23 protein-coding genes are annotated in these 19,480 nt (G+C 48.1%); 15 read left to right on the forward strand and 8 right to left on the reverse strand.

The window, feature by feature from the left end; all coding sequences use genetic code 11:
- Positions 1 to 118 precede the first annotated feature (118 nt).
- Entirely contained in the window at positions 119 to 676 is a 558-nt protein-coding gene (locus tag CEG13_RS16780; protein ID WP_275661817.1) for a M20 family metallopeptidase, read from the forward strand.
- 200 nt (positions 677 to 876) lie between these two features.
- Here CEG13_RS16780 and CEG13_RS16785 read toward each other — a convergent pair whose 3' ends face one another.
- The 3 genes from CEG13_RS16785 to CEG13_RS16795 are packed head-to-tail and all read right to left on the reverse strand — an operon-like array spanning position 877 to position 3,021.
- The gene (locus CEG13_RS16785; protein ID WP_100013049.1) at positions 877 to 1,608 is read right to left on the reverse strand and encodes a P-II family nitrogen regulator; all 732 of its coding nucleotides are present in this window, start codon (positions 1,606 to 1,608) and stop codon (positions 877 to 879) included.
- Positions 1,562 to 2,332, reverse strand: a complete 771-nt coding sequence (locus CEG13_RS16790; RefSeq protein ID WP_100013050.1) for a DUF1538 domain-containing protein — start codon at positions 2,330 to 2,332, stop codon at positions 1,562 to 1,564. The genes CEG13_RS16785 and CEG13_RS16790 overlap by 47 nt, the downstream gene beginning before the upstream one ends.
- On the reverse strand, positions 2,329 to 3,021 hold the full coding sequence (locus CEG13_RS16795; protein ID WP_100013051.1) for a DUF1538 domain-containing protein: 693 nt from the start codon (positions 3,019 to 3,021) through the stop codon (positions 2,329 to 2,331). The genes CEG13_RS16790 and CEG13_RS16795 overlap by 4 nt, the downstream gene beginning before the upstream one ends.
- 590 nt (positions 3,022 to 3,611) lie before the next feature.
- On the opposite strand from CEG13_RS16795, the gene CEG13_RS16800 reads away from it, so the two are divergent.
- From CEG13_RS16800 to CEG13_RS16840, 9 genes are all read left to right on the forward strand, one after another.
- Positions 3,612 to 4,163 (forward strand): NADPH-dependent FMN reductase, encoded by a 552-nt coding sequence (locus tag CEG13_RS16800; protein WP_100013052.1) that lies wholly within the window; start codon positions 3,612 to 3,614, stop codon positions 4,161 to 4,163.
- A 90-nt stretch (positions 4,164 to 4,253) separates the two neighbouring features.
- A complete protein-coding gene (locus CEG13_RS16805) occupies positions 4,254 to 5,123 on the forward strand; it encodes a Cof-type HAD-IIB family hydrolase (protein WP_100013053.1) in 870 nt (289 codons plus the stop codon).
- Positions 5,124 to 5,149: 26 nt separating this feature from the next.
- The gene (locus CEG13_RS16810) at positions 5,150 to 5,662 is read left to right on the forward strand and encodes a methylated-DNA--[protein]-cysteine S-methyltransferase (protein ID WP_204758498.1); all 513 of its coding nucleotides are present in this window, start codon (positions 5,150 to 5,152) and stop codon (positions 5,660 to 5,662) included.
- Positions 5,662 to 6,303: an endonuclease III domain-containing protein gene (locus CEG13_RS16815; RefSeq protein ID WP_100013054.1), complete on the forward strand. Its 642-nt coding sequence runs from the start codon at positions 5,662 to 5,664 to the stop codon at positions 6,301 to 6,303. Before CEG13_RS16810 ends, CEG13_RS16815 begins: the two co-directional genes overlap by 1 nt.
- 77 nt (positions 6,304 to 6,380) lie before the next feature.
- The gene (locus CEG13_RS16820) at positions 6,381 to 6,995 is read left to right on the forward strand and encodes a PH domain-containing protein (protein ID WP_100013055.1); all 615 of its coding nucleotides are present in this window, start codon (positions 6,381 to 6,383) and stop codon (positions 6,993 to 6,995) included.
- Between the two features lie 379 nt (positions 6,996 to 7,374).
- Positions 7,375 to 7,728 (forward strand): helix-turn-helix domain-containing protein, encoded by a 354-nt coding sequence (locus CEG13_RS16825; protein WP_100013056.1) that lies wholly within the window; start codon positions 7,375 to 7,377, stop codon positions 7,726 to 7,728.
- 22 nt (positions 7,729 to 7,750) lie between these two features.
- The gene (locus CEG13_RS16830; protein ID WP_100013057.1) at positions 7,751 to 8,083 is read left to right on the forward strand and encodes a hypothetical protein; all 333 of its coding nucleotides are present in this window, start codon (positions 7,751 to 7,753) and stop codon (positions 8,081 to 8,083) included.
- A 169-nt stretch (positions 8,084 to 8,252) separates the two neighbouring features.
- On the forward strand, positions 8,253 to 8,624 hold the full coding sequence (locus tag CEG13_RS16835) for a CidA/LrgA family protein (protein WP_100013058.1): 372 nt from the start codon (positions 8,253 to 8,255) through the stop codon (positions 8,622 to 8,624).
- Positions 8,617 to 9,306: an LrgB family protein gene (locus CEG13_RS16840; protein WP_100013059.1), complete on the forward strand. Its 690-nt coding sequence runs from the start codon at positions 8,617 to 8,619 to the stop codon at positions 9,304 to 9,306. The genes CEG13_RS16835 and CEG13_RS16840 overlap by 8 nt, the downstream gene beginning before the upstream one ends.
- 80 nt (positions 9,307 to 9,386) lie before the next feature.
- Here the strand turns inward: CEG13_RS16840 and CEG13_RS16845 are convergent, their stop codons facing one another.
- Positions 9,387 to 9,821 (reverse strand): YndM family protein, encoded by a 435-nt coding sequence (locus CEG13_RS16845; RefSeq protein WP_100013060.1) that lies wholly within the window; start codon positions 9,819 to 9,821, stop codon positions 9,387 to 9,389.
- Positions 9,822 to 9,918: 97 nt separating this feature from the next.
- The gene (locus tag CEG13_RS16850; RefSeq protein WP_192869563.1) at positions 9,919 to 10,722 is read right to left on the reverse strand and encodes an N-acetylmuramoyl-L-alanine amidase; all 804 of its coding nucleotides are present in this window, start codon (positions 10,720 to 10,722) and stop codon (positions 9,919 to 9,921) included.
- A gap of 308 nt (positions 10,723 to 11,030) precedes the next feature.
- Here CEG13_RS16850 and CEG13_RS16855 point away from each other — a divergent pair, with 308 nt between their 5' ends.
- Together CEG13_RS16855 and CEG13_RS16860 are read left to right on the forward strand one after the other, a co-directional pair.
- Positions 11,031 to 11,873 carry a DUF1028 domain-containing protein gene (locus CEG13_RS16855; protein ID WP_100013062.1) on the forward strand — a complete coding sequence of 281 codons (843 nt, stop codon included), beginning with the start codon at positions 11,031 to 11,033 and terminating at the stop codon, positions 11,871 to 11,873.
- A 445-nt stretch (positions 11,874 to 12,318) separates the two neighbouring features.
- The gene (locus CEG13_RS16860; RefSeq protein ID WP_100013063.1) at positions 12,319 to 14,250 is read left to right on the forward strand and encodes an ATP-dependent DNA helicase; all 1,932 of its coding nucleotides are present in this window, start codon (positions 12,319 to 12,321) and stop codon (positions 14,248 to 14,250) included.
- 255 nt (positions 14,251 to 14,505) lie between these two features.
- Here the strand turns inward: CEG13_RS16860 and CEG13_RS16865 are convergent, their stop codons facing one another.
- From CEG13_RS16865 to CEG13_RS16875, 3 genes are all read right to left on the reverse strand, one after another.
- Positions 14,506 to 15,162: an aminopeptidase gene (locus CEG13_RS16865; protein WP_100013064.1), complete on the reverse strand. Its 657-nt coding sequence runs from the start codon at positions 15,160 to 15,162 to the stop codon at positions 14,506 to 14,508.
- Positions 15,159 to 15,344, reverse strand: a complete 186-nt coding sequence (locus CEG13_RS16870; protein WP_100013065.1) for a hypothetical protein — start codon at positions 15,342 to 15,344, stop codon at positions 15,159 to 15,161. Before CEG13_RS16870 ends, CEG13_RS16865 begins: the two co-directional genes overlap by 4 nt.
- A 134-nt stretch (positions 15,345 to 15,478) precedes the next feature.
- Positions 15,479 to 16,096, reverse strand: coding sequence for an NUDIX hydrolase (locus CEG13_RS16875; protein WP_100013066.1), 618 nt, complete (start codon positions 16,094 to 16,096; stop codon positions 15,479 to 15,481).
- A 142-nt stretch (positions 16,097 to 16,238) separates the two neighbouring features.
- Here CEG13_RS16875 and CEG13_RS16880 point away from each other — a divergent pair, with 142 nt between their 5' ends.
- The 3 genes from CEG13_RS16880 (at position 16,239) to CEG13_RS16890 (ending at position 19,352) form a co-directional block, all read left to right on the forward strand.
- Positions 16,239 to 16,556, forward strand: a complete 318-nt coding sequence (locus tag CEG13_RS16880; protein WP_100013067.1) for an MGMT family protein — start codon at positions 16,239 to 16,241, stop codon at positions 16,554 to 16,556.
- A gap of 259 nt (positions 16,557 to 16,815) precedes the next feature.
- The gene (gene codB / locus CEG13_RS16885) at positions 16,816 to 18,087 is read left to right on the forward strand and encodes a cytosine permease (protein ID WP_100013068.1); all 1,272 of its coding nucleotides are present in this window, start codon (positions 16,816 to 16,818) and stop codon (positions 18,085 to 18,087) included.
- The gene (locus CEG13_RS16890; RefSeq protein WP_100013069.1) at positions 18,084 to 19,352 is read left to right on the forward strand and encodes a cytosine deaminase; all 1,269 of its coding nucleotides are present in this window, start codon (positions 18,084 to 18,086) and stop codon (positions 19,350 to 19,352) included. The genes codB and CEG13_RS16890 overlap by 4 nt, the downstream gene beginning before the upstream one ends.
- The last annotated feature ends 128 nt before the right edge of the window (positions 19,353 to 19,480 follow it).

A 19,480-nucleotide genomic window follows, 5' to 3' on the forward strand; every position in this document is an offset into this window, starting at 1 on the left:
TACGGACGGGATCGGTGTCCCACGGGCGCGAACGTTCTACCCCGGCTACTTCAAGCATAAAACCCATTAAAAATAGGTCAACCAGAAATGACTGGCTGACCTTATAATACGAACGGGCGTGAACGCGATCGTCCATATGAATGAAATCATCCATCAATTGTTGGGCGAGAATTTTAAATTACAGTACGAAGAAGACAGCAAGCTGGGCGGCCCGACCTTCAGCATAAATGTCATCCAGGGCGGAGCAAACACGAATGTGGTTCCGGATCGATGTTCTGCCAATATTGATATACGCACGGTCCCTTCCCAGGATCATAACCAAATTATCGGACAAATTGAAGGGGTCATCGAAAATGTTAAACAGCAATATCCCGACCTAAAGTCAGAAATTCGTATTCTAAACGACCAATCCTCGATGACGACGTCTGATGATGATCCGTTTGTCAAAACGGTACAAGTCGCAGTGGGGTCAATGGGTGGCAGTACAAAACTTGGCGGAATCACAGGCTATACCGACAGTTCCCAATTTGTGCAGGCAGACAAGGATTTTCCCGTCGTTGTATTAGGGCCTGGTGTCACCGCACAAGCTCATCAACCCGATGAACACGTTGATATCGATAAATACTTAGAGTGTATCGAGATTTATAAAGCTATTGCAAAGAACTATTTAGGCTGATTTGATGCTCCTTAAAAAAATCCCAATGTCCCATCTATGAGGTGGGAAATTGGGATTTTTAAGATTGACGGACGAGCGCCTGCTTAATCGCGCAACCTTCATTGAAAGTCGCGCGGACACCGCCTCAAATCGCGCAAACACAGGGCCGAATCGCGCGCCCACGCCCCAAATCGCGCACTCACACCGCCAAATCGCGCGGCTCATTCGTCAAACCGATCACTCATCATCTTATTCAACACATGATTAATTCCTACCGTTTTCTCCACTTTCAACACAAAGGCGATCCCAACTCCTGGCTTGTTAAGGGAGGCACCCTCTTCAATTGCTCTCAGAACCGTTTCCGTTTTGTCGCGGGTAATCAGGGTAAGCACAAGCTCTTTTTCTGGCTCGATCTGGATGTTGAACAGCTTTGCCTGCTCATGAATGCCGGTGCCCCGGCCGTGCAGGATGGTCCCGCCCTCTGCTCCTGCATCCTTGGAAGCATCCACAACCTTTTCCGAATCTCCTTTATTGACAATGGTAACGATCAGATCATACAACGGTTTTTTTTCTTCCATAATGTCATACCCACCCTCATTGCCTGTTTCCTCAATTTCCGCTTCCACATCAAGCATATGCGCAATACCTGAGAACTGTTTGAGGTCGACCACAAACCCGATTCCCTGCCGTGGTTTTTCCAGTTTCACCGCGTAAATAATTTCATTCATGACATCCGGGAAAATATCCTCCGGGACCATCGTCAGGATAACTTCTCTTTCCCGTTCCACCGGGATGCCCAGAAAGCTGTGTTTGTCATTTACGCGAAAACCTTTGCCGTACAGGGTAGTTCCGCCCTGAGCGCCTGCCCTTTTGGAGGCCTGGATGACCTTTTTGGCTTTTTCTTTTCTAACGATCGTGATGAGCAGTTTTTGCCCGCTCTTTACTTTTGCCATCTTGAGCCTTCTCCTTTCGCTGAAACAGAATTCCCAGGGTTAAGACGGACAGGATAGGAGCAAGTGCCACAAGCGCAACCATGCCAAACCCGTCTAAGAGCGGATCCCTGCCCTCTGTAACCGAAGCGATCCCGACGAACATCGCCAGAATAAAGGTGGCTGTCATCGGTCCTGTCGCCACCCCGCCTGAATCGAAAGCGATCGATGTGAACGTCTTTGATGAAAACCTTACTAATATTAATGCTATTATATAGCCTGGAAGGACGAAATACCATAGGGAAATTCCCAATAGTATACGAATCATGGCCAAAACAATTGCCAGTCCGACTCCAATCGATAGCGTGTACAAGAGAACCTTCTCTGGAATATAGCCCCCGGAAGCCTTATCCACCTGGTGAATCAATACGCTCACCGCAGGCTCGGCATAAATCGCAAAAAAACCCAGGAAAAAGCCAATCGGCAGCAGGAGCCATTTATGATCCATGGCTCCCAGTCTTTCACCCATCAGTTCGCCAACAGGAAGGAAACCGATATGCACGCCCTGCAGGAAAAAGGACAAACCGAAAAATGTCAGCAGAAATCCAACACCAATATCTAGCAGCTTTCTTTTCGGCAATCTTAAAAAGAAGATCTGAAACACGAAAAAGAGAAGCAATAGAGGCAATAATGCGATGGCGACTTCCTCCATAGTGGCGCCAAACCCTTCAAATATATGCAAATTCATGCGTAAATCACTCCTAAAATCAGCACGGATAGCACCGGTCCAATGGAAGCCAGCGCCACCAGTCCAAAGCCATCCGTTGAAGCGGTTTTGCCTCGTATCACGGAAGCAACTCCGACCCCTAAGGCGAGGACAAACGGCACCGTCAGCGGTCCGGTCGTCACTCCGCCGGAATCAAAGGAAATCGGCACGAAGACAGGGGGTGTAAATGCAGCTATCGTGAAGATTAAGCCATAGCCAATCGCCAGAATAACGACGATGCTGATATTGAATACAATTCGCAGCATGGCAAGCGCCACGAAAATCCCCACCCCTAGGGCTACTGCGAGAATCAGCACGCTTTGCGGGATCTCCCCGCCGGACACGGTATCAACCTGACTGGCAAGCACCCGTACATCCGGTTCTGCAATCGTAACAACAACACCAAGCAAAAAGCCGAACAGGACGATCATCCAAACTTTTTTCGACTTGGATAAAGCGGAGCCGATCAATTCGCCGACCGGCAATAGTCCGACATTGACCCCGAGGAGAAACAGGACCAGACCGAAACCGACCATCACCACGCCAATCATAAACTGGATAAATGTCTCCGCCGGCAATCCAATCAGCGTAAACTGCAGGATGGTAATCACAATCGTGATGGGGATAATAGAATAAATAACTTCGAGTATCGTATCTTTAATGTTGTCCATTACAACACACCTTCTAGTAATATTTCGTGATGAAACTTGGTTTGCCACAATAAACCTTGTCGTGACAATCCTTTGTTGTGCTTACGCAGAATAAGAAAGTATGGATCAGTTTCCTATCGGCTTAGAAATCTTGCCTTATCGCCAAACTTCCCTTTGCTCATACCTGTACTGTTAAAATGGGTTGTTGCGGGAAAAGCTGGCTCGTACCAGGTTTTTCGGCCTAAGGATTTGGTATAAAAAGATGGACGAGATGCCAAAAAGGGAATTTAGCTGTCATGCAGTAAAATGGTTTTTTTGCAGGAACCTCCAAGTATCAGCGATTCTCTGAAATTTATATGGATAATCAATAAGGGAAACAGAGGGCATTGCGGTCATTTATGTTTTTAATTATATCATTTATCCGAATAATTTGCCCGCAGAACGTCGCCAGTCTGGAAAAATTTATGAAGCAGGACGGGGCCTTTCAGCCATGAGCTTTTCGCTGCTTTTCCTGGCAAGTCGTCGGAAAAGAACTAAATCGGCAAATGACGTATAATAAAAAGAGACATGAAATGAAAAGTAATCAGGTACGATGCAACGGGGGTAAAAAAATGAAAGTGATAGGACTATCCGGATCTATTGTCGGCACCAAAACCCGGGTCACAGTAGAAAAGGTTTTAGATAATATAACAGACCTCAACAAAGAAATTGAGGTAGAACTCTTGGATATGAAGGATTACCAGCTGGAATTCTGCGACGGCCGCTTTTACAAAGATTACACCGGGGATACCCGGACGGTCATTGAAAAAATCACCGAAGCAGATGCGTTGATCATCGGCACACCGGTTTTTCAGGCATCCATTCCCGGCGCATTAAAGAATCTTTTTGACCTTTTGCCGGTGGATGCAATCATGAATAAAACCATTGGAATCGTCTCTACTGCAGGCTCTTCCCATCATCATCTCGTCGTTGAGCATCAGCTGAAACCAATACTTTCTTACCTAAAAGGCATGGTGCTGCCGCAATACGTGTTTGTTGAAGAAAGGTTTTTTAACGAGAAAAAAGAAATCATTGATGGTGAGATTCTTTTCCGGCTGAGAAAGCTAGCCGAAGATGTGATTGATATCAGCAAACGCATGGGAAAAGTCACCAGCTCGGGTTAGTGCCTGTGGGTTAGTGCCTGTCACTTCCCGAATTTTGTCGAATTTTTGTGCTTGACTATACATCATCCAGCTAACCTACAGGAGGAAAACATGAAATTTATTGCCAGTGACTTAGATGGAACATTGTTAAATGAAAACGGGAAAATCAGCCCAGAGAATGCCCAGGCGATCATGCGGGCCCAAGAGCACGGCATCACGTTTATGGCCGTGACAGGAAGAACCTGGCAATCTGCAAATCTGCCGCTTCAGGAAGCGGGAATCACCTGTCCGATCATCAGTTTGAATGGAGCGATTTCCTCAAACGAAGATGGACAGATGATCCGTGAAGTGCCAATGGACACAGCTGTCTGCAAAAAAGTCCTTGAAGGCTGCCGCAAGAGTGACATGCATACCGTGTTTTTTACCAGCAAAGGCGTGTATGCCGACAGCCGGGAGCAATTTATGAAAGTAATCATGGACATCATTGCCACTGCTAACCCGAAAGCGACAGACGAACAAATTTATGAAGGCGCTAAGCAGTATCTGGAAATTGAGAAGATGCAGTTTATCGGCGCTGCAGAGGAACTGTTTCACGCGGAAGACCTGCTGATCTATAAGATGCTCGGCTTTTCCCTGAAAGAAGAAAATCGGCTTAAGGTGTACAAGCAATTGGAAGATGTGAGGGATATGGTGATCACCTCGTCCGGGGAGATTAACCTGGAATTCAACCATCCCGATGCGCAAAAAGGAACAGCTGTTGAGCTTTTCGCAAAACGTCTTGGAGTCGGAATGGAAGATGTCATGGCAATGGGTGATAACTTCAATGATGTCAGCATGCTGCAAAAGGCTGGCCGCGCGGTTGCGATGGGGAACGCGATGGAGGAAGTCAAGCAGCTTTGCAGTCACACGACAAATACAAACAACGAAAATGGTGTGGCGGCAGCGATTGAGGAAATGTTGAAGGAAGCAGAAGTGATTTAAGTTTACGCCAAAAGGAGGGGACAGCGTTGAACAAGCCAGTAGAACGAATTTATCTTGGGCGTTTAGCAGTGGAAAACTGGTCGCTCTACCTTGCTGTCACAGAAGCCGGGCTTTGCTTTGTCGGTTCCGAGGACAAGGAAAGAGAAGAGGTAGAAGCATGGTGTACCGCCAAGCGACCTGGGTCTGAGCTGATTGAAGACGAGGGAAAAGTGGCTCCCTATGCCTTAATGCTGGGTGAATTTTTAACCGGTGAGCGCCGCAGTTTCGAGCTGCCTGTCGATCTGCGCGGCACGGAATTTCAGGAAGCTGTTTGGGAGGCACTCATGCGTATTCCTTACGGAGACACGGTTACTTACGGAGACATCGCCGAAAAAATCGGCAGACCACGTGCGGTCCGAGCGGTAGGTGCAGCAATCGGGGCTAACCCTGTTATGCTTGTCGTTCCCTGCCATCGCGTCGTCGGCAAAAGCGGGAAGCTGACAGGGTTTCGCGGCGGCCTGACCATGAAAGAAAAACTTCTGGAGCTGGAAAGCAGCTGATGGAACGGGGCTATCGCGTCATTTATGATAAGTTGCTTGATTACTACGGACCGCAGTATTGGTGGCCTGCCGATACGCCGTTTGAGATGATGACCGGCTCTATTCTTGTGCAAAATACCAACTGGCGCAATGCTGCTAAAGCACTGAATAACCTGCGTACCTACTTGGATCCTGAATTGATTGCTCGAATGCCTGTGGAGGAGCTTGCTGGACATATTCGCTCCAGCGGCTTTTTCAATATAAAGGCAAAACGCATTAAGGCATTTATGGAGTGGTTTGGCAGCTATGATTATTCCGTCCGGGAAGCCAGCAAAGCGGGAAAAGATCAGCTTCGCGAGGAACTCCTGGCAATTAACGGCATCGGCCGGGAAACCGCGGATGTCATTCTTCTGTATGCGCTGGACAAGCCAGTGTTTGTTGTAGATGCCTATGCACGGCGGATTTTTTACCGCGTCGGCTTTAATATGCCGAAAAGCTATGATGCCTTCCGCAAAAAGGTGGAGGAGGCCGTCCCAGGCGATCTCCAACTTCACAACGAATTCCACGCCCTGATTGACGAGCATGCAAAAGCGCACTGCAAGGCAACCCCGATATGTGAGGGCTGCCCGCTGTTTAATTTTTGTGACCGGCGGCTGGATTAAAGGGTGTCTTTTGCAGGTGAAAAAGTGATATAATAATTCTGAATTAAAAAATCAGATAAAGAGAGGGAGATGTAACTATGTTTAAAAAAATCGCCTCCGATGCGCTCGGGCTGTCCGATATCGGGAGAATCATCGAACCGCATGATTATGACAAAACAGATGCGGATGATTACGTCAGAGATGAAGACAACGAAAAAATTTACTTCTTGATCAAAACGAAAGCCGATGAATATTGCTTTACCAATCTGGCGCTGATTCACGTGGACGGGGAGAAAGCCAGCTCATCCAAGCAGACCCTGAAGCGCTATCCGTATTCCCAGCACAAACTTTCCAATGTCGTGCTGGAGACAGCAGGGCGGATTGACCTGGATATCGAAATCGCCTTCCAGCTCGGCAACCAGGTATTCCACATTGATGTACATAAAGATGAGATTGAGAAATTAAAAGATCTCTACAAAGCCCTGCTTTACATCGCTGAAATCACGCATGAAAATGAAATTATCCAAGGCATGGCAGGCCAAAGTCTGGATAAAGCAGTGTCCATCCTGCAGAATTCCCGTACCTCCGAACCTCAGCTTGCCGGGCAATACAAGGAGCTGACTGAGTTCGGCTTTGACTGGCTTAAATCGATCAGAGAACAGTATCATGAAAAAGACTTCGGCGACGTATTTGAGAAGTATATCAATAATTAGTGGTTGATGAGTGGTGTGGAGGCTGCTAGGTGGATAATCGGGCGAGCGGTACCTAAAATCTAGCGAAACACAATCCCAAATCGAGCGACAGCGCCCACCCAGCGGCATGTCGCTCGATTTTTGTGAGTTAAGGAAGTAAGTGACAGATCGCTCGATCAAGTTTAAAAACCCCGCCTTTCGTGTATGGAAAGGAAACGGGGTTTTTCTGGATATATCGGTGGGCTGCTGGAAATATATTAGCCTGAAGTTTTGAAAAATCAAAATTTACTTATATCCGGTTTTTCGGGCAATAGACTATCAATATCTCGCCCCTTATGATAAAATTACAATAAATAAAATAGTAAAAAAACATAGAAGATAGAAAATCGGGGGTAGACATATGTCCAATATTGGAACTAGAATAAAAGAACTGCGGCAGGAGCGGGGGCTTTCCCATGATGAACTGGCTGCAGAAATTAAATTTGCCAAAAGCATTATATGGGGCTACGAAATGAACAAGAAGGAGCCGGGCCCCAACCATCTAAAGCGAATCGCTGATTATTTCAATGTCTCGCTGGAATACTTGCAAGGCAGGGACAGCAAGCAAGCTGTGCTCAATTTGCAGAATAAAAGAGATGTTGGGCAATTCAAACTGCTTGTAGACAACGTGGAAGTCAAAGAGGATGAATTATTGGAAGCTGTGACGTACATTAAAACGCGGCGTATGTTGCAGGAAGACAAACGGAATGCATGACGGATGATTGGAGGAGTGGAATATGGATGCAGAACAGCTATGGAATCTTATACATCAGAGGGATTACGAATTTGAAATTCATACTGTAACGAAAAACCACCAAAAGCCGCTATGGTTTGCCGTCCGGCCCGCTGAAGAAGTATTGCTGATCAAACCGGCAACCTTTCAAAAGCCAAGTGTGAGCCTGTCCAAAGAGCGGAAAATCGGACTGAAAGAGTTTGAGCGGGTTCACGCCTTCTATGACCGTTGGCAGGACGGAGAAAAGGGTGTGAGGAGCAAGGCATCAAACGCTTCAAAGAATACTGCTTATATTTTTGCATTGATTGCGAGGTTTGAGGAGAAGGTGGAGGGGTGAATCGACCCTAAACCTTTCAGCCGCAGCATGGAGCGGAAAAGGCATACACTACTAATAAAAACGGCTGTCAACTTTGGTTGGCAGCCGTTTTTCATGCCCGATAACCCCATCCCGCCCGTGTTTTTTGCTATACTGGTATCTGTTGAGAAAAACATTGGAGCGGATATACGTGCTTAAATTCTTTACGGTAGCTTTTCATATAGCTGTACTATATATCATTTTTATAGCGGGAACGTGGATTCAGCAATTATTTAATTTGTTTATCCCGGGGAGTGTCATCGGTCTCGTGCTGCTATTTACTTTATTGATCAGCGGGGTGCTGAAGGTGCAGTGGATTGAAGCGGGAACTGCCTTCATTATTAAACATCTTGCTTTCTTTTTTATTCCGGTGACGGCCGGGGTGATGAATTATTTTGACCTGTTCGCCGGAAAAGGGGTCGTACTTATACTGATCGGCCTCATTAGCACAGCGCTGGTGATGGTGACAGGCGGGCATGTGAGTCAGGCATTAATGAGAAGGAGGGAAGCGGAGCATGAATGAAATTTGGATTGGGATAGCTGCTGTATTGGGGACGATTGTCTGTTATCAAATCGGGCAGTTTGTCCATAAAAAATGGCCCGTTTCCTTCACAGCACCGGTGATTGTCGCAACACCAATTGTCATTATTTTCTTGCTTAGCTTCGATATTCCTTATGAAACTTACATGATCGGCGGCGAATGGATTAATCAGCTGCTTGGTCCTGCGGTAGTGGCACTCGCCTATCCGCTTTACCAGCACTGGTCTACATTGAAAAAACTGACCGTGCCGCTCCTCTCGGGAACTTTGGTGGGAGCGTTCGTCGGTGTGGCAAGCGGCATGCTGCTGGCAGTCTGGGCCGACGTGGATGGAGCCATTTTTTATTCCCTGCTCCCGAAAAATGCTACTACTGCTGTGGCGATGGATGTAGCAGTCAGCTTGGGCGGCGTGGGGTCACTGGCTGCAGTTTTTGTGATGATTGCAGGGGTTGGCGGTGTCATGATCAGTTCGTTTGTATTCAAGCTGTTTGGTCCTGTTGATTCAATAGGGCGGGGTATTGGCATTGGGAGTGCTTCTCACGCAATCGGCACTGCCTCTGCGATGGAAAACAGCGAATTGGAAGGCTCGATTGCGACAATTGCCATGGTCGTCAGTGCAGTGGCCGTTTCTATTATTGTACCGCTGCTTGTGATGGTTTTTATGTAAGCAATGAACAGGCCCGTGGCTCCCACTTTTATGTAAATACAGGGAATCCGCCGCCAGATAGACGGCAGATTCCTTGCCAACTACTCATCCTTCTTGTTCTGGTCAAATGGAAAACTTTCTTCCGAGGCTTCGGTCTGCATGGTATGTCCTTGACGCAGCTTACGCTCTTTACGTCCTTCGTGCATTTCCGATCTAACATAGCGATGATAAAAATACTCAAAAACCGCTGTGCCGGCTGCGGCAATCAATGATGCAGTAAACCAGTTGCCGCCATCTGCCAGGGCATAGCTCATAAAGTAAATAACAACAAAGCTGAGCGCAAAATCAGCAATCGTGGCCGCTATGTTGCCGATTCGGGGCATAATCAGCATGTCCCCGGCATAAGCAAACACCCCAAGCACTAGCGTAATCATAAGTACATTGCCGAAATTCATGCCAAATCCTAAACCTAATACGATATACAATAGTGCGAGACAGGCAATGAATTTTACTGCTAGCAGTTTCATATGGCTCATGTATGTTCCTCCTTTTTCCTCATTTTTTGCAGGATTCCGGTTTTTATGCACGGAAAAAGAGAACATCCGGATAGCAAGGACTACCCGGATGTTTCATTTATTGTGGTTCTGTGACTATATAGGCATCCGGGACGCCAGCGTTTCTCACTGTCTGCAAATGGTTTTCGGCATTTTCCCGATTGGTGAAAGCGCCGGCCTGAACACGATACCAGTTTTCGCCGTCAACTGTAACAGTATCGACGAAGGAATTGACACCACGACCGTCGAGAAAGTCCACTCGCTCATCTGCATTGTCACGGGATTTGAAAGATCCGGCGATAATCCGGTAGACATTGCCGCTATCCTGTTCTTTTCGCTGCAGGTTGAACGCATCAGCCAGGCCGTTGACATGCCCCTGTGCTACCGTCTGTCTCCAGGATGGGGAGCTTATCAGTGCGGCATCTCCATCATTGTCAATAAACCCATTCTCGGTGAGCAAGGCCGGCATGGCGCTCTCCCTTAATACGTGGAAATTCGCCTTTTTCTGCCCGCGGTTGCGCAATTGGTTCACATCAGAGATCGCGGCATGCATCAAATCCTGATAATACGCAGTCTGGGACGCATCCGACAGTCCGCTGTAAATAAAGTCTTCATAGCCGGAAGCCGCTCCGTTAAAGGCATTGCAGTGCACGGATAGGAAGTAATCCGCTCCCCATGCGTTCGCCTCATTTGTCCTTTGGCTGAGGCTGACACCTTCGTCACCGGTGCGGCTCATCCTTACATTTACATTCTCATAATCACTTGTCAGGATGTTGCGGATTCGCAACGCAATATCCAGCACAACGTCCTTTTCATTTAGTCCATTTCCCTGTGCGCCGGGATCTCCGCCGCCATGTCCGGGATCAAGATAAAGCTTCATCATTATCTCCTCCATTAAATTATTTTTGTTCCAATAACAGTTTATTGAAGAATGTCGAATTTGCATGGTCGCTCAACCTTCTAACGCGATAAATCCATTCCTGCCACCCCCTTCTGCAACTACAATCGAAACAAAAGCCTGTTTGGTGGCATCAGCTGGAAAAATATATTTTTTAAAAGGACAAATGCAGGTGTGCCGCTGTTTCTAAACTATTTTGATAAAAAGGGGCATGGACGATCGGTAAAAACATGGTAAAATGAATATATAATTTTTCTGACAATACAGGCGACAGATGAAGGAGAGAAGCAAAGATGACATTTTCTATCGTTGGATTTGATCCGGAAGCAAGAGAATGGGGCGTTGCTGTGCAATCCAAATTTATTGGGGTAGGTTCCGTGGTGCCATGGGCAAAAGCAGGCGTTGGCGCTGTGGCAACACAGGCATTTGCGAACCCGACATATGGCCCGGATGGCTTGGAACTGCTCGAGCAAGGGAAAACCGCAGAGGAAACGATACAGCTTTTGACCGAGGCGGATGACGGCAAACAGGACAGGCAGGTTGGTGTGGTCGATGCCCGCGGCAATGCGGCAACTTTCACCGGCGACAACTGCTTGGACTGGGCTGGCGGAAAAACAGGTAAGCATTATGCCGCCCAGGGAAATATTCTGGTAAGTGAGGAAACCGTCGAAGCAATGGGGAGCACATTTGAACGGACAAGCGGCAGTCTCGCCGAACGCCTGCTGGAAGCTCTGGATGCCGGCCAGGAAGCAGGAGGAGACAGCCGGGGAAAACAGGCCGCAGCCATTTATGTGGTGAAGGAAAAAGGCGGCTACCTGGGAGCAAATGACCGCTACATCGATCTGCGTGTCGATGAACATCCCGATCCGATCAAGGAACTGATCCGGGTGTATCGCCTGCATCAGCTGTATTTCGGCCATGTGAAGGAAGAAAATATCCTTACCATAGAGGGAGAGGTTAGAGAAGAGATAGCACAGCACCTTCAGCGGCTGGGATTTTTGCAAGGGACGGACGTGAATGGGGATACATTGTATGAAGCACTGACATCCTTCCTCCATGTCGAAAATTTTGAAGGCCGGGAATTGGAGCGGGGGAAAATTGACCAGGAAGTGTTGGATTATATGAAGGGGAAATAAATTGGAAACCCGCGGTGGCGGGTTTCCTTTGGGTTTAGGTAGAGTGGGAGGCTGGCGTTTCAGCGGAAGGACTGCCTCATTCGTCGGAAGCGAGATCTACTGGACATTTCTGCCGTCTGGCCGGGCTGTTCTGTCTAGTAGAAACCCTCTATTGGACATTTTTAGCATTTGGGTGGGCTGTTTTGATCTTTAGAATGCTCCTATGACTTCATTTACTTTGTCTAGAGGAGAAATTCTGGCCTTTAGAAACGTTTTATGGAACTTTTCCACTGCTCAAGGAGAGGTTTAGGTCTTTAGAAGTGCTCGACCGGGTTTTTCCTCGCCTGAGTAAGTGTTTTTATTCATCACAGCAATTCACCCTCTCCCCAAACCCGAACCCCATAAGTGACAACCGGCCTCAAATCACGTATAATAGCCCTTTCAATGATCGAAAAAGGAGTTTAAGATGACAAGAACCAGTTCACTTCCATTTACTGTAGGAAAGACAGATAATTTCTTTGACCGACTGGGCGATTATGTCGGCGATGTTTTTTACGATATATTGCCTGAGAAAGGCTTTGAATTGCGCGATGAGCAAATTTATATGGCCTTCCAGCTGGAACAGGCTTTTAAAAATAAACGGACGATTTTTGCGGAAGCCGGTGTGGGGACGGGAAAAACACTTGTCTACCTGATCTATGCAATTTGTTATGCGCGATACCGCAGACAACCCGCGATCATTTCCTGTGCCGATGAAACCCTGATTGAGCAGCTGGTGAAGCGGGGCGGGGATATTGAGAAGCTGGAAGAGTCGCTTGGACTGAACATCGATGTACGGCTGGCGAAAGCGCGAGAGAACTATGTATGTATGAAAAAGCTTGACCCGATCAGCCTGCAGACAGATGATGAGGATATTTTAAGGGTCCATGACGAGATTCCCGATTTTGTGTTTGATACAGGGGCGTCGATGCAGGCGTTTGAGCGGTATGGCGACCGGAAAGAATATCCCTGGGTGCCTGATGAAAAATGGGAAGCAATTGCCTGGGATCCGCTTCAACAGTGCTCGACCTGTGAGTGGCGCCACCGGAGCGGCCAGACATTGAACCGGGACTATTACCGACATGCGACAGACCTGATTATTTGTTCGCATGATTTTTACATGGAGCATATCTGGACAAAGGATTCCCGGAAGCGCGAGGGGCAGATGCCGCTCTTGCCCGAATCAAGCTGTGTCATATTTGACGAGGGGCATCTGCTGGAATTTGCAGCGCAGAAGGGTTTGACGTACCGATTCAATTTTGATGCGCTGACGAATGTCCTGACAGGCTACATGGGGCAGGATGTGCGTGAGGAATCCCTTGTGCTCGTTGAGGAAATTATCGACCTGCATGAGCAGTGGTTTGATACCTTGAAAAAGAGTGCCGTGCTCGTGGAGGGGTCCAACCGGCAAGAGGTCAGCCTCGAGCCACAAGCGGTTCAAATTGCGGAAAACCTGCAGCAGAAGGTGGATCAACTATTGGAACAGCTAGTGTTTGATGCGGAACTGTTCACGATGGATGACTATCATATCAAGATCATCGAGGAATACTTAGAATTTTTCTCGCGTGGGCTGTCTATTTTGCTGAAAAGTGATGAGGGCATCTATTGGCTTGAGGAAAATGAAACCACAACAAGCTTGGTCATTATGCCACGGCTGGTGGAAAACGTGCTGCGACAGGAAGTATTTTCTCAGGATATTCCGTTTGTGTTTTCCTCCGCGACCTTGGCGCAGGGTGGAGATTTCTCCTACCTGGCAAACAGCTTGGGGATTGCGTCCTATGACTCCTTCACGGTGGATTCGCCATTCGATTATGACGAGAAAATGGATCTAATCGGACATGTCGAGGAAGAAGAACAGCAGAAATGGGAAAAAATAGCGGAGCAGTTGCAAGAAAACGAGGGCAGGTCGCTGGTACTGTTTTCTACGGCAGAAGAAATGAACCGATTCCGCGGCTGGATAGCGGAGAAAGATTTGCCATTCACCCTGCTTTATGAGGGAGACCGGGAGATCAGCGAGACGGTGAAGCAGTTCCAGACAGAGGAAGCTACGGTGCTTTGCGCCTACCATTTATGGGAGGGGCTGGATGTGCCTGGCGAGACTCTGACACAGGTGCTGATTGCCTCTTTGCCGTTCCCGCCGAGAGATCCAGTCTTCCAGGCAAAACGCAAACATGCGGAGAGCCCGGACAAAGAAGTCGACACACCTTACATGCTGCTGCGTTTGCGTCAGGGCGTCGGTCGCCTGATTCGCACCAATTCAGATGCCGGCGTGATTCATTTATGGATGACTGGGGATGACAAGCAGCATTATCAGCAGCAACTGGAGGATGTGCTGCCGACGACAGTAGAGTGGAGATAAGGATGAGCCAGGGAGTCTGTTATGGACTTGCTGGCCTTTTTTGTAGAGCAAATGATATGGGAGGTAAAAAGTGAGTCTCAATCCATTCAAAAGCCCCCGTACTGCGTAAAGTGCGGGAAGAAAAAACAGATCTAGGTAAAAATGCGCTACCCTTCAAATAATGGGGCTGCAAGTATTAGAAAATTTATCGATAATGAAGGGGAGATCACATACAGTGAATGCTGGGATGAGAGGACGTCTCAGAGAGGGAGTTAATTACCCCCACTGCCTCAGCCACCGATCCACTTCACCTGCGACATCCTTTTCAGCAAGCATCTTCAGCATTTCTTCTTCCTGCAACTCTTCAAGCAGGTCACGAACAAGCGTGGTGCCGAGGTAATAGCCGAGGCGATTGTATCCGAAATGCTGCCCGCCGGACAAACGGAGCCATTCCTTTTCCATGTTTACATTCTCACTATCCAAATCAGCAAGGAATGCAGCGGCAATTTTCTTATGATTCTGCTTGCAGAAATCCAGCCAGTCCTCTCCTTCATCCTCATAGGAAAAATATACATGCTGCGGGTGACCGGGTACGAGTTTTTCGGAAAGATAGGTCGCGACACCTTCCAAATACAGGGAGTTGCGAACGTCCGACCAGTCAATTGCCTGCCAGTCGATGCCAGCATGGCCAAGCAAATGATAATGATAGCTGTGAATCATTTCATGTGCGACGATCACTCGGAGCAGGCTTGGATCCTGCGATAATTTTTCGATCGCGAAATACATTTCCATCTGATGATCAACAAATGCATTGGAGGCATACAAACCTGTGAAAATATGGGCAGAGACAGGGAGGGAGAAGCCAAAATAGGATTCTCCTTTTTCCGAAAGTTCCTCGATTACGCCAGGCAACACTGCTGCAACTTCCTTCAATTCTCGTAATCCTGGGGATAGCGTTCTTTCGCAGCGGTTAATTTTTGCTCGGTCTTTTTGCAATAGCTATGGAAGTAGGTTGTGAAGATTTCCAGATGGTGCTGGTGGTAGTCATCTAGTTGAAAAGACGTATCTGCTTCATACATTCTGAAAAAGTCCTCTGTTGTGTTGTTAATTTTCATTGGGATGAGCCTCCAGGGGATGACTTTTTTGTCAGGCGCAGTTTCTGCGAGCAACTTCTGTCAGCAAAACGATAATTCAGGAAAACCGTATTGAGGAACCCACGCCCTTATACATCCGCAAGCCCTCCCATTGCCTAGCCCCGCACCAGATCCAGAAAATGTGTAAGAACCTTCGCAGTCAGCCCCCAGATGACTTTGCCGTCGTAACGGTAAAATATTTCATTGACATGGCGTGTCTGCCAGTTGTAATTTTCCCCTCCGACTATCAAGTCCAGCGGAAAATTATCTTCCGGGATCACTTGCAGATTTACTTTATACACTTCGGGTTCGGTTTGAAGCAGGTATTCCAGCGGAACGGTAAATACTTCGCCGACTTCTTCCGGGTTCGGGTTAAGTTTATCAGTTTGCGTAAGTATGCCTGCGTACGGATAGATCAGCCTGCCGGAATCCGACACGATATAATCGAGGGGAACAATGTTCTGAATGGCTGTTTCCGGCAGCCCCAGCTCTTCAGTGGTTTCCCGGATGGCACCAGCCAGGGGACCGCTGTCTTCGGGCTCGATTCTGCCTCCGGGGAAGCAGGTATCGCCGGGCTGAGAACGCATCTGCATCGAGCGGACTTCAAACAAAATATGTATCTCGTTATCTATTTCCAAAAGCGGCAGCAGGATAGCAGATTTGCGAAACTTCTCCGACCCAAGAATCGAAGGCTGCCGGTTCTTTAATTTTGCTATAACGTTTAAAAGGTCCATTGTATCCCCTCCATCTTTCCATTATAACGTACTGATGTGGGACAGTCACCAGCTAAGAAGAGCGGAGTTTGTCGAATGAAACACCGATGTCATCCGTGCTATGATTGATATACTCGAAAACAAACGGAAATGAGGCGGGAAGATGCAGCCATTCACAGAGGATATTATTACAGTAATACGAAAAATACCAGCGGGGAAGGTGATGACATACGGGCAGATTTCGCGTGTGGCTGGTCATCCGCGTGGGGCGAGGCAGGTTGCGAGGATTCTTCATTCGATGAGCAGAAAACACCATCTGCCATGGCACCGGGTGATCAATGCTAAGGGAGAGATTGCCCTGAAAGATGAAATTAGGGCGATGGATCAGCGGATTATGCTCGAGGATGAAGGGGTGGAAGTGACGAGCGGCGGGCGAGTGGATTTAGGGGAGTATCAGTTTCTTCCGGATGCGCGGGAATGAAGCGGGTCCCCCTTGACAATCCTCTCCCAACCTGCCATACTATCACTAATTACATACTGGTACCTTTAAATCAGTCCAGAGAGGCTGACAAGGACGGCGGAAAAATGATGGCGGGTGATGTGTAAGCAATACGCATGCATCCTCGATCATTTTGGGAAAAGGCTTCTTGTCAGTAATGGCAGGAGGCCTTTTTCTGTTTGAACACCAGACCTTGTATTCCAGGCGGTATCAGTTCTAACAAATGAATGGAGGAATTGGTATGAAGATGGTAGACAAAGAGTATTCATTAAGACCGGTACCACAGTCGAAGCGGAATGGCTTTTGGCAAATGCTTGCGGTGATGATGGGGCTGACGTTTTTCTCTGCCAGTATGCTCTCAGGCGGGCAGCTGGGGATGGGGCTTACCTTTACCCAATTTATTCTGATTGTCTTGGCAGGAAATTTGATTTTGGGAGCGTATACTGGCACCTTGGCATTCATTGCATCGAAAACCGGGTTGTCCACGCATCTTTTGGCACGCTACGCTTTTGGGGAGAAAGGGTCATACATCTCTTCCTTTTTGCTTGGAGCGACACAGGTAGGCTGGTTTGGCGTCGGGGTAGCGATGTTTGCGGTTCCGGTGCAGGCAGTGACTGGCATTTCTGTGTATGTGCTGATTGCTGGCATCGGACTCCTCATGACAGCAACTGCTTTTTTTGGGATGAAAGCCCTGACGATTCTGAGCATCATCGCAGTACCGGCAATTGCTCTTCTCGGAAGTTTTTCTGCGATCCAGGCAACGGAAACGGCTGGCGGGCTGCAGGCATTAATGGCATACCAGCCTGCGGAAATGATGGGGATTGCTGCTGCACTGACCATTTGTATCGGTTCATTTGTCAGTGCGGGCACGCTGACTCCGGATTTTGCCCGGTTTGCTAAAACGAAGCGTTCTGCTGTCAGTACGACGGTGATTGCCTTCTTTATCGGAAATTCCCTGATGTTTCTATTCGGCGCGATTGGTACCTTTGCCTTTGGTGTTGCCGATATTTCCGAGGTGATGTTTGCACAAGGGTTAATGGTGCCGGCGATCCTCGTGCTTGGTCTCAACATCTGGACGACAAACGATAATGCGCTCTACGCTTCAGGTCTTGGGTTTTCCAATATCACGAAAATCGCTAAGGGGAAACTTGTGATTTTCAATGGAGTTATTGGTACGATTGCAGCAATGTGGCTGTACAGCAATTTTATGGGCTTTTTGACGATATTGGGGGCATCGCTGCCGCCGATCGGGGCGATTATTCTTGCGGACTATTTCCTTGTTCGCAAAGGGAAATACCCAGCGTTTGCTACAATGAAATTTAAACAGGTGAACTGGATTGCGATTGCTGCTTGGGCCGGGGGTGTGGCGCTGGCGAATCTGGCGCCGGGGATTCCGCCGGTCAATGCACTTCTTGGCTCTGCGGTGATTTACGTGGCAGGCATGAAAATCGCTTCCCAGATCGAAGCAAAATCCTTCCAGCAACTGGATGAAAAAGGAGAATTAGTACGATGATTATTAAACAGGCAGCACTTAGAGGAAAAGAAGGACTCTGGGAGATAGAGATAAAAAATGGTAAATTTTCGGGCGTAGCGAGACAGCTTTCTGCAAGAGAGGGGCAGGAGGAGCTGGATGTGGGGGGAGCGCTCGTGCTTCCGCCATTTATCGAGCCGCATATTCATCTTGATACCACATTGACGGCCGGCGAACCGGAATGGAATAAGAGCGGCACGTTATTTGAAGGGATTCAGCGCTGGTCGGAACGGAAAAAGTCGCTGACGGTGGAGGATGTCAAGACAAGGGCGACGAAAGCATTGAAATGGCAGGTAGCTCAAGGGATTCAGCATGTGCGCACACATGTCGATGTGACGGATCCGAAACTTACAGCTTTAAAAGCACTGTTGGAGGTAAAAGAAGAAATGGCGGCCTATGTGGATCTGCAGCTGGTCGCTTTTCCTCAGGAGGGCATTCCGTCGTTTCCAAATGGAGCGGAACTGCTGGAAGAGGCATTGAAAATGGGCGCTGATGTCGTTGGTGCCATCCCGCATTTTGAGTTCACAAGGGAGTATGGGGTGGAATCGTTAAAAACAGCCTTTGATTTGGCGGAAAAATATGACCGCTTGGTAGATATTCATTGTGATGAAATTGATGATGAGCAGTCCCGATTTGTGGAAGTAGCAGGAGCGGAAGCGTATGAGCGCGGCCTCGGGTCTCGCGTAACGGCAAGCCATACGACTGCAATGGGTTCTTATAATGATGCTTACACGTCTAAGCTGTTTCGACTGCTGAAAATGTCCGGGATAAATTTTGTCGCCAATCCGCTGGTCAATATTCATTTGCAGGGGCGATTTGATTCCTATCCGAAACGCCGCGGCCTGACACGGGTAAAGGAACTGCAGGAGGCTGGCATGAATGTCTGCTTCGGTCATGATGATATTTTTGATCCGTGGTATCCACTGGGAACAGGCAATATGCTGCAGGTGCTCCATATGGGGATCCACGCTGCACAGTTGATGGGGTATGAAGAGATTGTTGATGCGATGGATCTGATTACCGTCAACAGCGCAAAAACGCTTCACATAGAGGATACTTATGGTATAGAAGAAGGAAATTCGGCCAACTTTATCGTGCTGGATGCGCGGGACGAATTTGAAGCGATCCGCAAGCAGGCTGCTCTCAGGTATTCTTTCCGTAATGGGAAGGTTTTGGCTGAGACGAAGCCGGCTAAGACGACGGTTACCCTGGGAGATCGCCGGGAGAATATGGGGTTTGATCGATAGTTTTTGGGTGATGGGTGTTAGAAGAGAATCGGAGTTCCAGGCAGCAAAGAAAGTGCTGACCTAAAGTATTTCACTAAAATATTCACCAGCGGAACCCTTTTCAGCAAAAAAAGCCCGCCACACCTGGC

Origin of the sequence: Lentibacillus sediminis, assembly GCF_002763455.1 — a bacterium.
GTDB lineage: Bacteria > Bacillota > Bacilli > Bacillales > Amphibacillaceae > Lentibacillus_D > Lentibacillus_D sediminis_A.

Coding starts and splice junctions, on each gene's coding strand:
- CEG13_RS16785 (WP_100013049.1), bottom strand. CDS start 1,608: ATGGCAAAAGTAAAGAGCGGGCAAAAACTGCTCATCACGATCGTTAGA.
- CEG13_RS16790 (WP_100013050.1), bottom strand. CDS start 2,332: ATGAATTTGCATATATTTGAAGGGTTTGGCGCCACTATGGAGGAAGTC.
- CEG13_RS16795 (WP_100013051.1), bottom strand. CDS start 3,021: ATGGACAACATTAAAGATACGATACTCGAAGTTATTTATTCTATTATC.
- CEG13_RS16800 (WP_100013052.1), top strand. CDS start 3,612: ATGAAAGTGATAGGACTATCCGGATCTATTGTCGGCACCAAAACCCGG.
- CEG13_RS16805 (WP_100013053.1), top strand. CDS start 4,254: ATGAAATTTATTGCCAGTGACTTAGATGGAACATTGTTAAATGAAAAC.
- CEG13_RS16815 (WP_100013054.1), top strand. CDS start 5,662: ATGGAACGGGGCTATCGCGTCATTTATGATAAGTTGCTTGATTACTAC.
- CEG13_RS16820 (WP_100013055.1), top strand. CDS start 6,381: ATGTTTAAAAAAATCGCCTCCGATGCGCTCGGGCTGTCCGATATCGGG.
- CEG13_RS16825 (WP_100013056.1), top strand. CDS start 7,375: ATGTCCAATATTGGAACTAGAATAAAAGAACTGCGGCAGGAGCGGGGG.
- CEG13_RS16830 (WP_100013057.1), top strand. CDS start 7,751: ATGGATGCAGAACAGCTATGGAATCTTATACATCAGAGGGATTACGAA.
- CEG13_RS16840 (WP_100013059.1), top strand. CDS start 8,617: ATGAATGAAATTTGGATTGGGATAGCTGCTGTATTGGGGACGATTGTC.
- CEG13_RS16845 (WP_100013060.1), bottom strand. CDS start 9,821: ATGAGCCATATGAAACTGCTAGCAGTAAAATTCATTGCCTGTCTCGCA.
- CEG13_RS16850 (WP_192869563.1), bottom strand. CDS start 10,722: ATGATGAAGCTTTATCTTGATCCCGGACATGGCGGCGGAGATCCCGGC.
- CEG13_RS16855 (WP_100013062.1), top strand. CDS start 11,031: ATGACATTTTCTATCGTTGGATTTGATCCGGAAGCAAGAGAATGGGGC.
- CEG13_RS16860 (WP_100013063.1), top strand. CDS start 12,319: ATGACAAGAACCAGTTCACTTCCATTTACTGTAGGAAAGACAGATAAT.
- CEG13_RS16870 (WP_100013065.1), bottom strand. CDS start 15,344: ATGAAAATTAACAACACAACAGAGGACTTTTTCAGAATGTATGAAGCA.
- CEG13_RS16875 (WP_100013066.1), bottom strand. CDS start 16,096: ATGGACCTTTTAAACGTTATAGCAAAATTAAAGAACCGGCAGCCTTCG.
- CEG13_RS16880 (WP_100013067.1), top strand. CDS start 16,239: ATGCAGCCATTCACAGAGGATATTATTACAGTAATACGAAAAATACCA.
- codB (WP_100013068.1), top strand. CDS start 16,816: ATGAAGATGGTAGACAAAGAGTATTCATTAAGACCGGTACCACAGTCG.
- CEG13_RS16890 (WP_100013069.1), top strand. CDS start 18,084: ATGATTATTAAACAGGCAGCACTTAGAGGAAAAGAAGGACTCTGGGAG.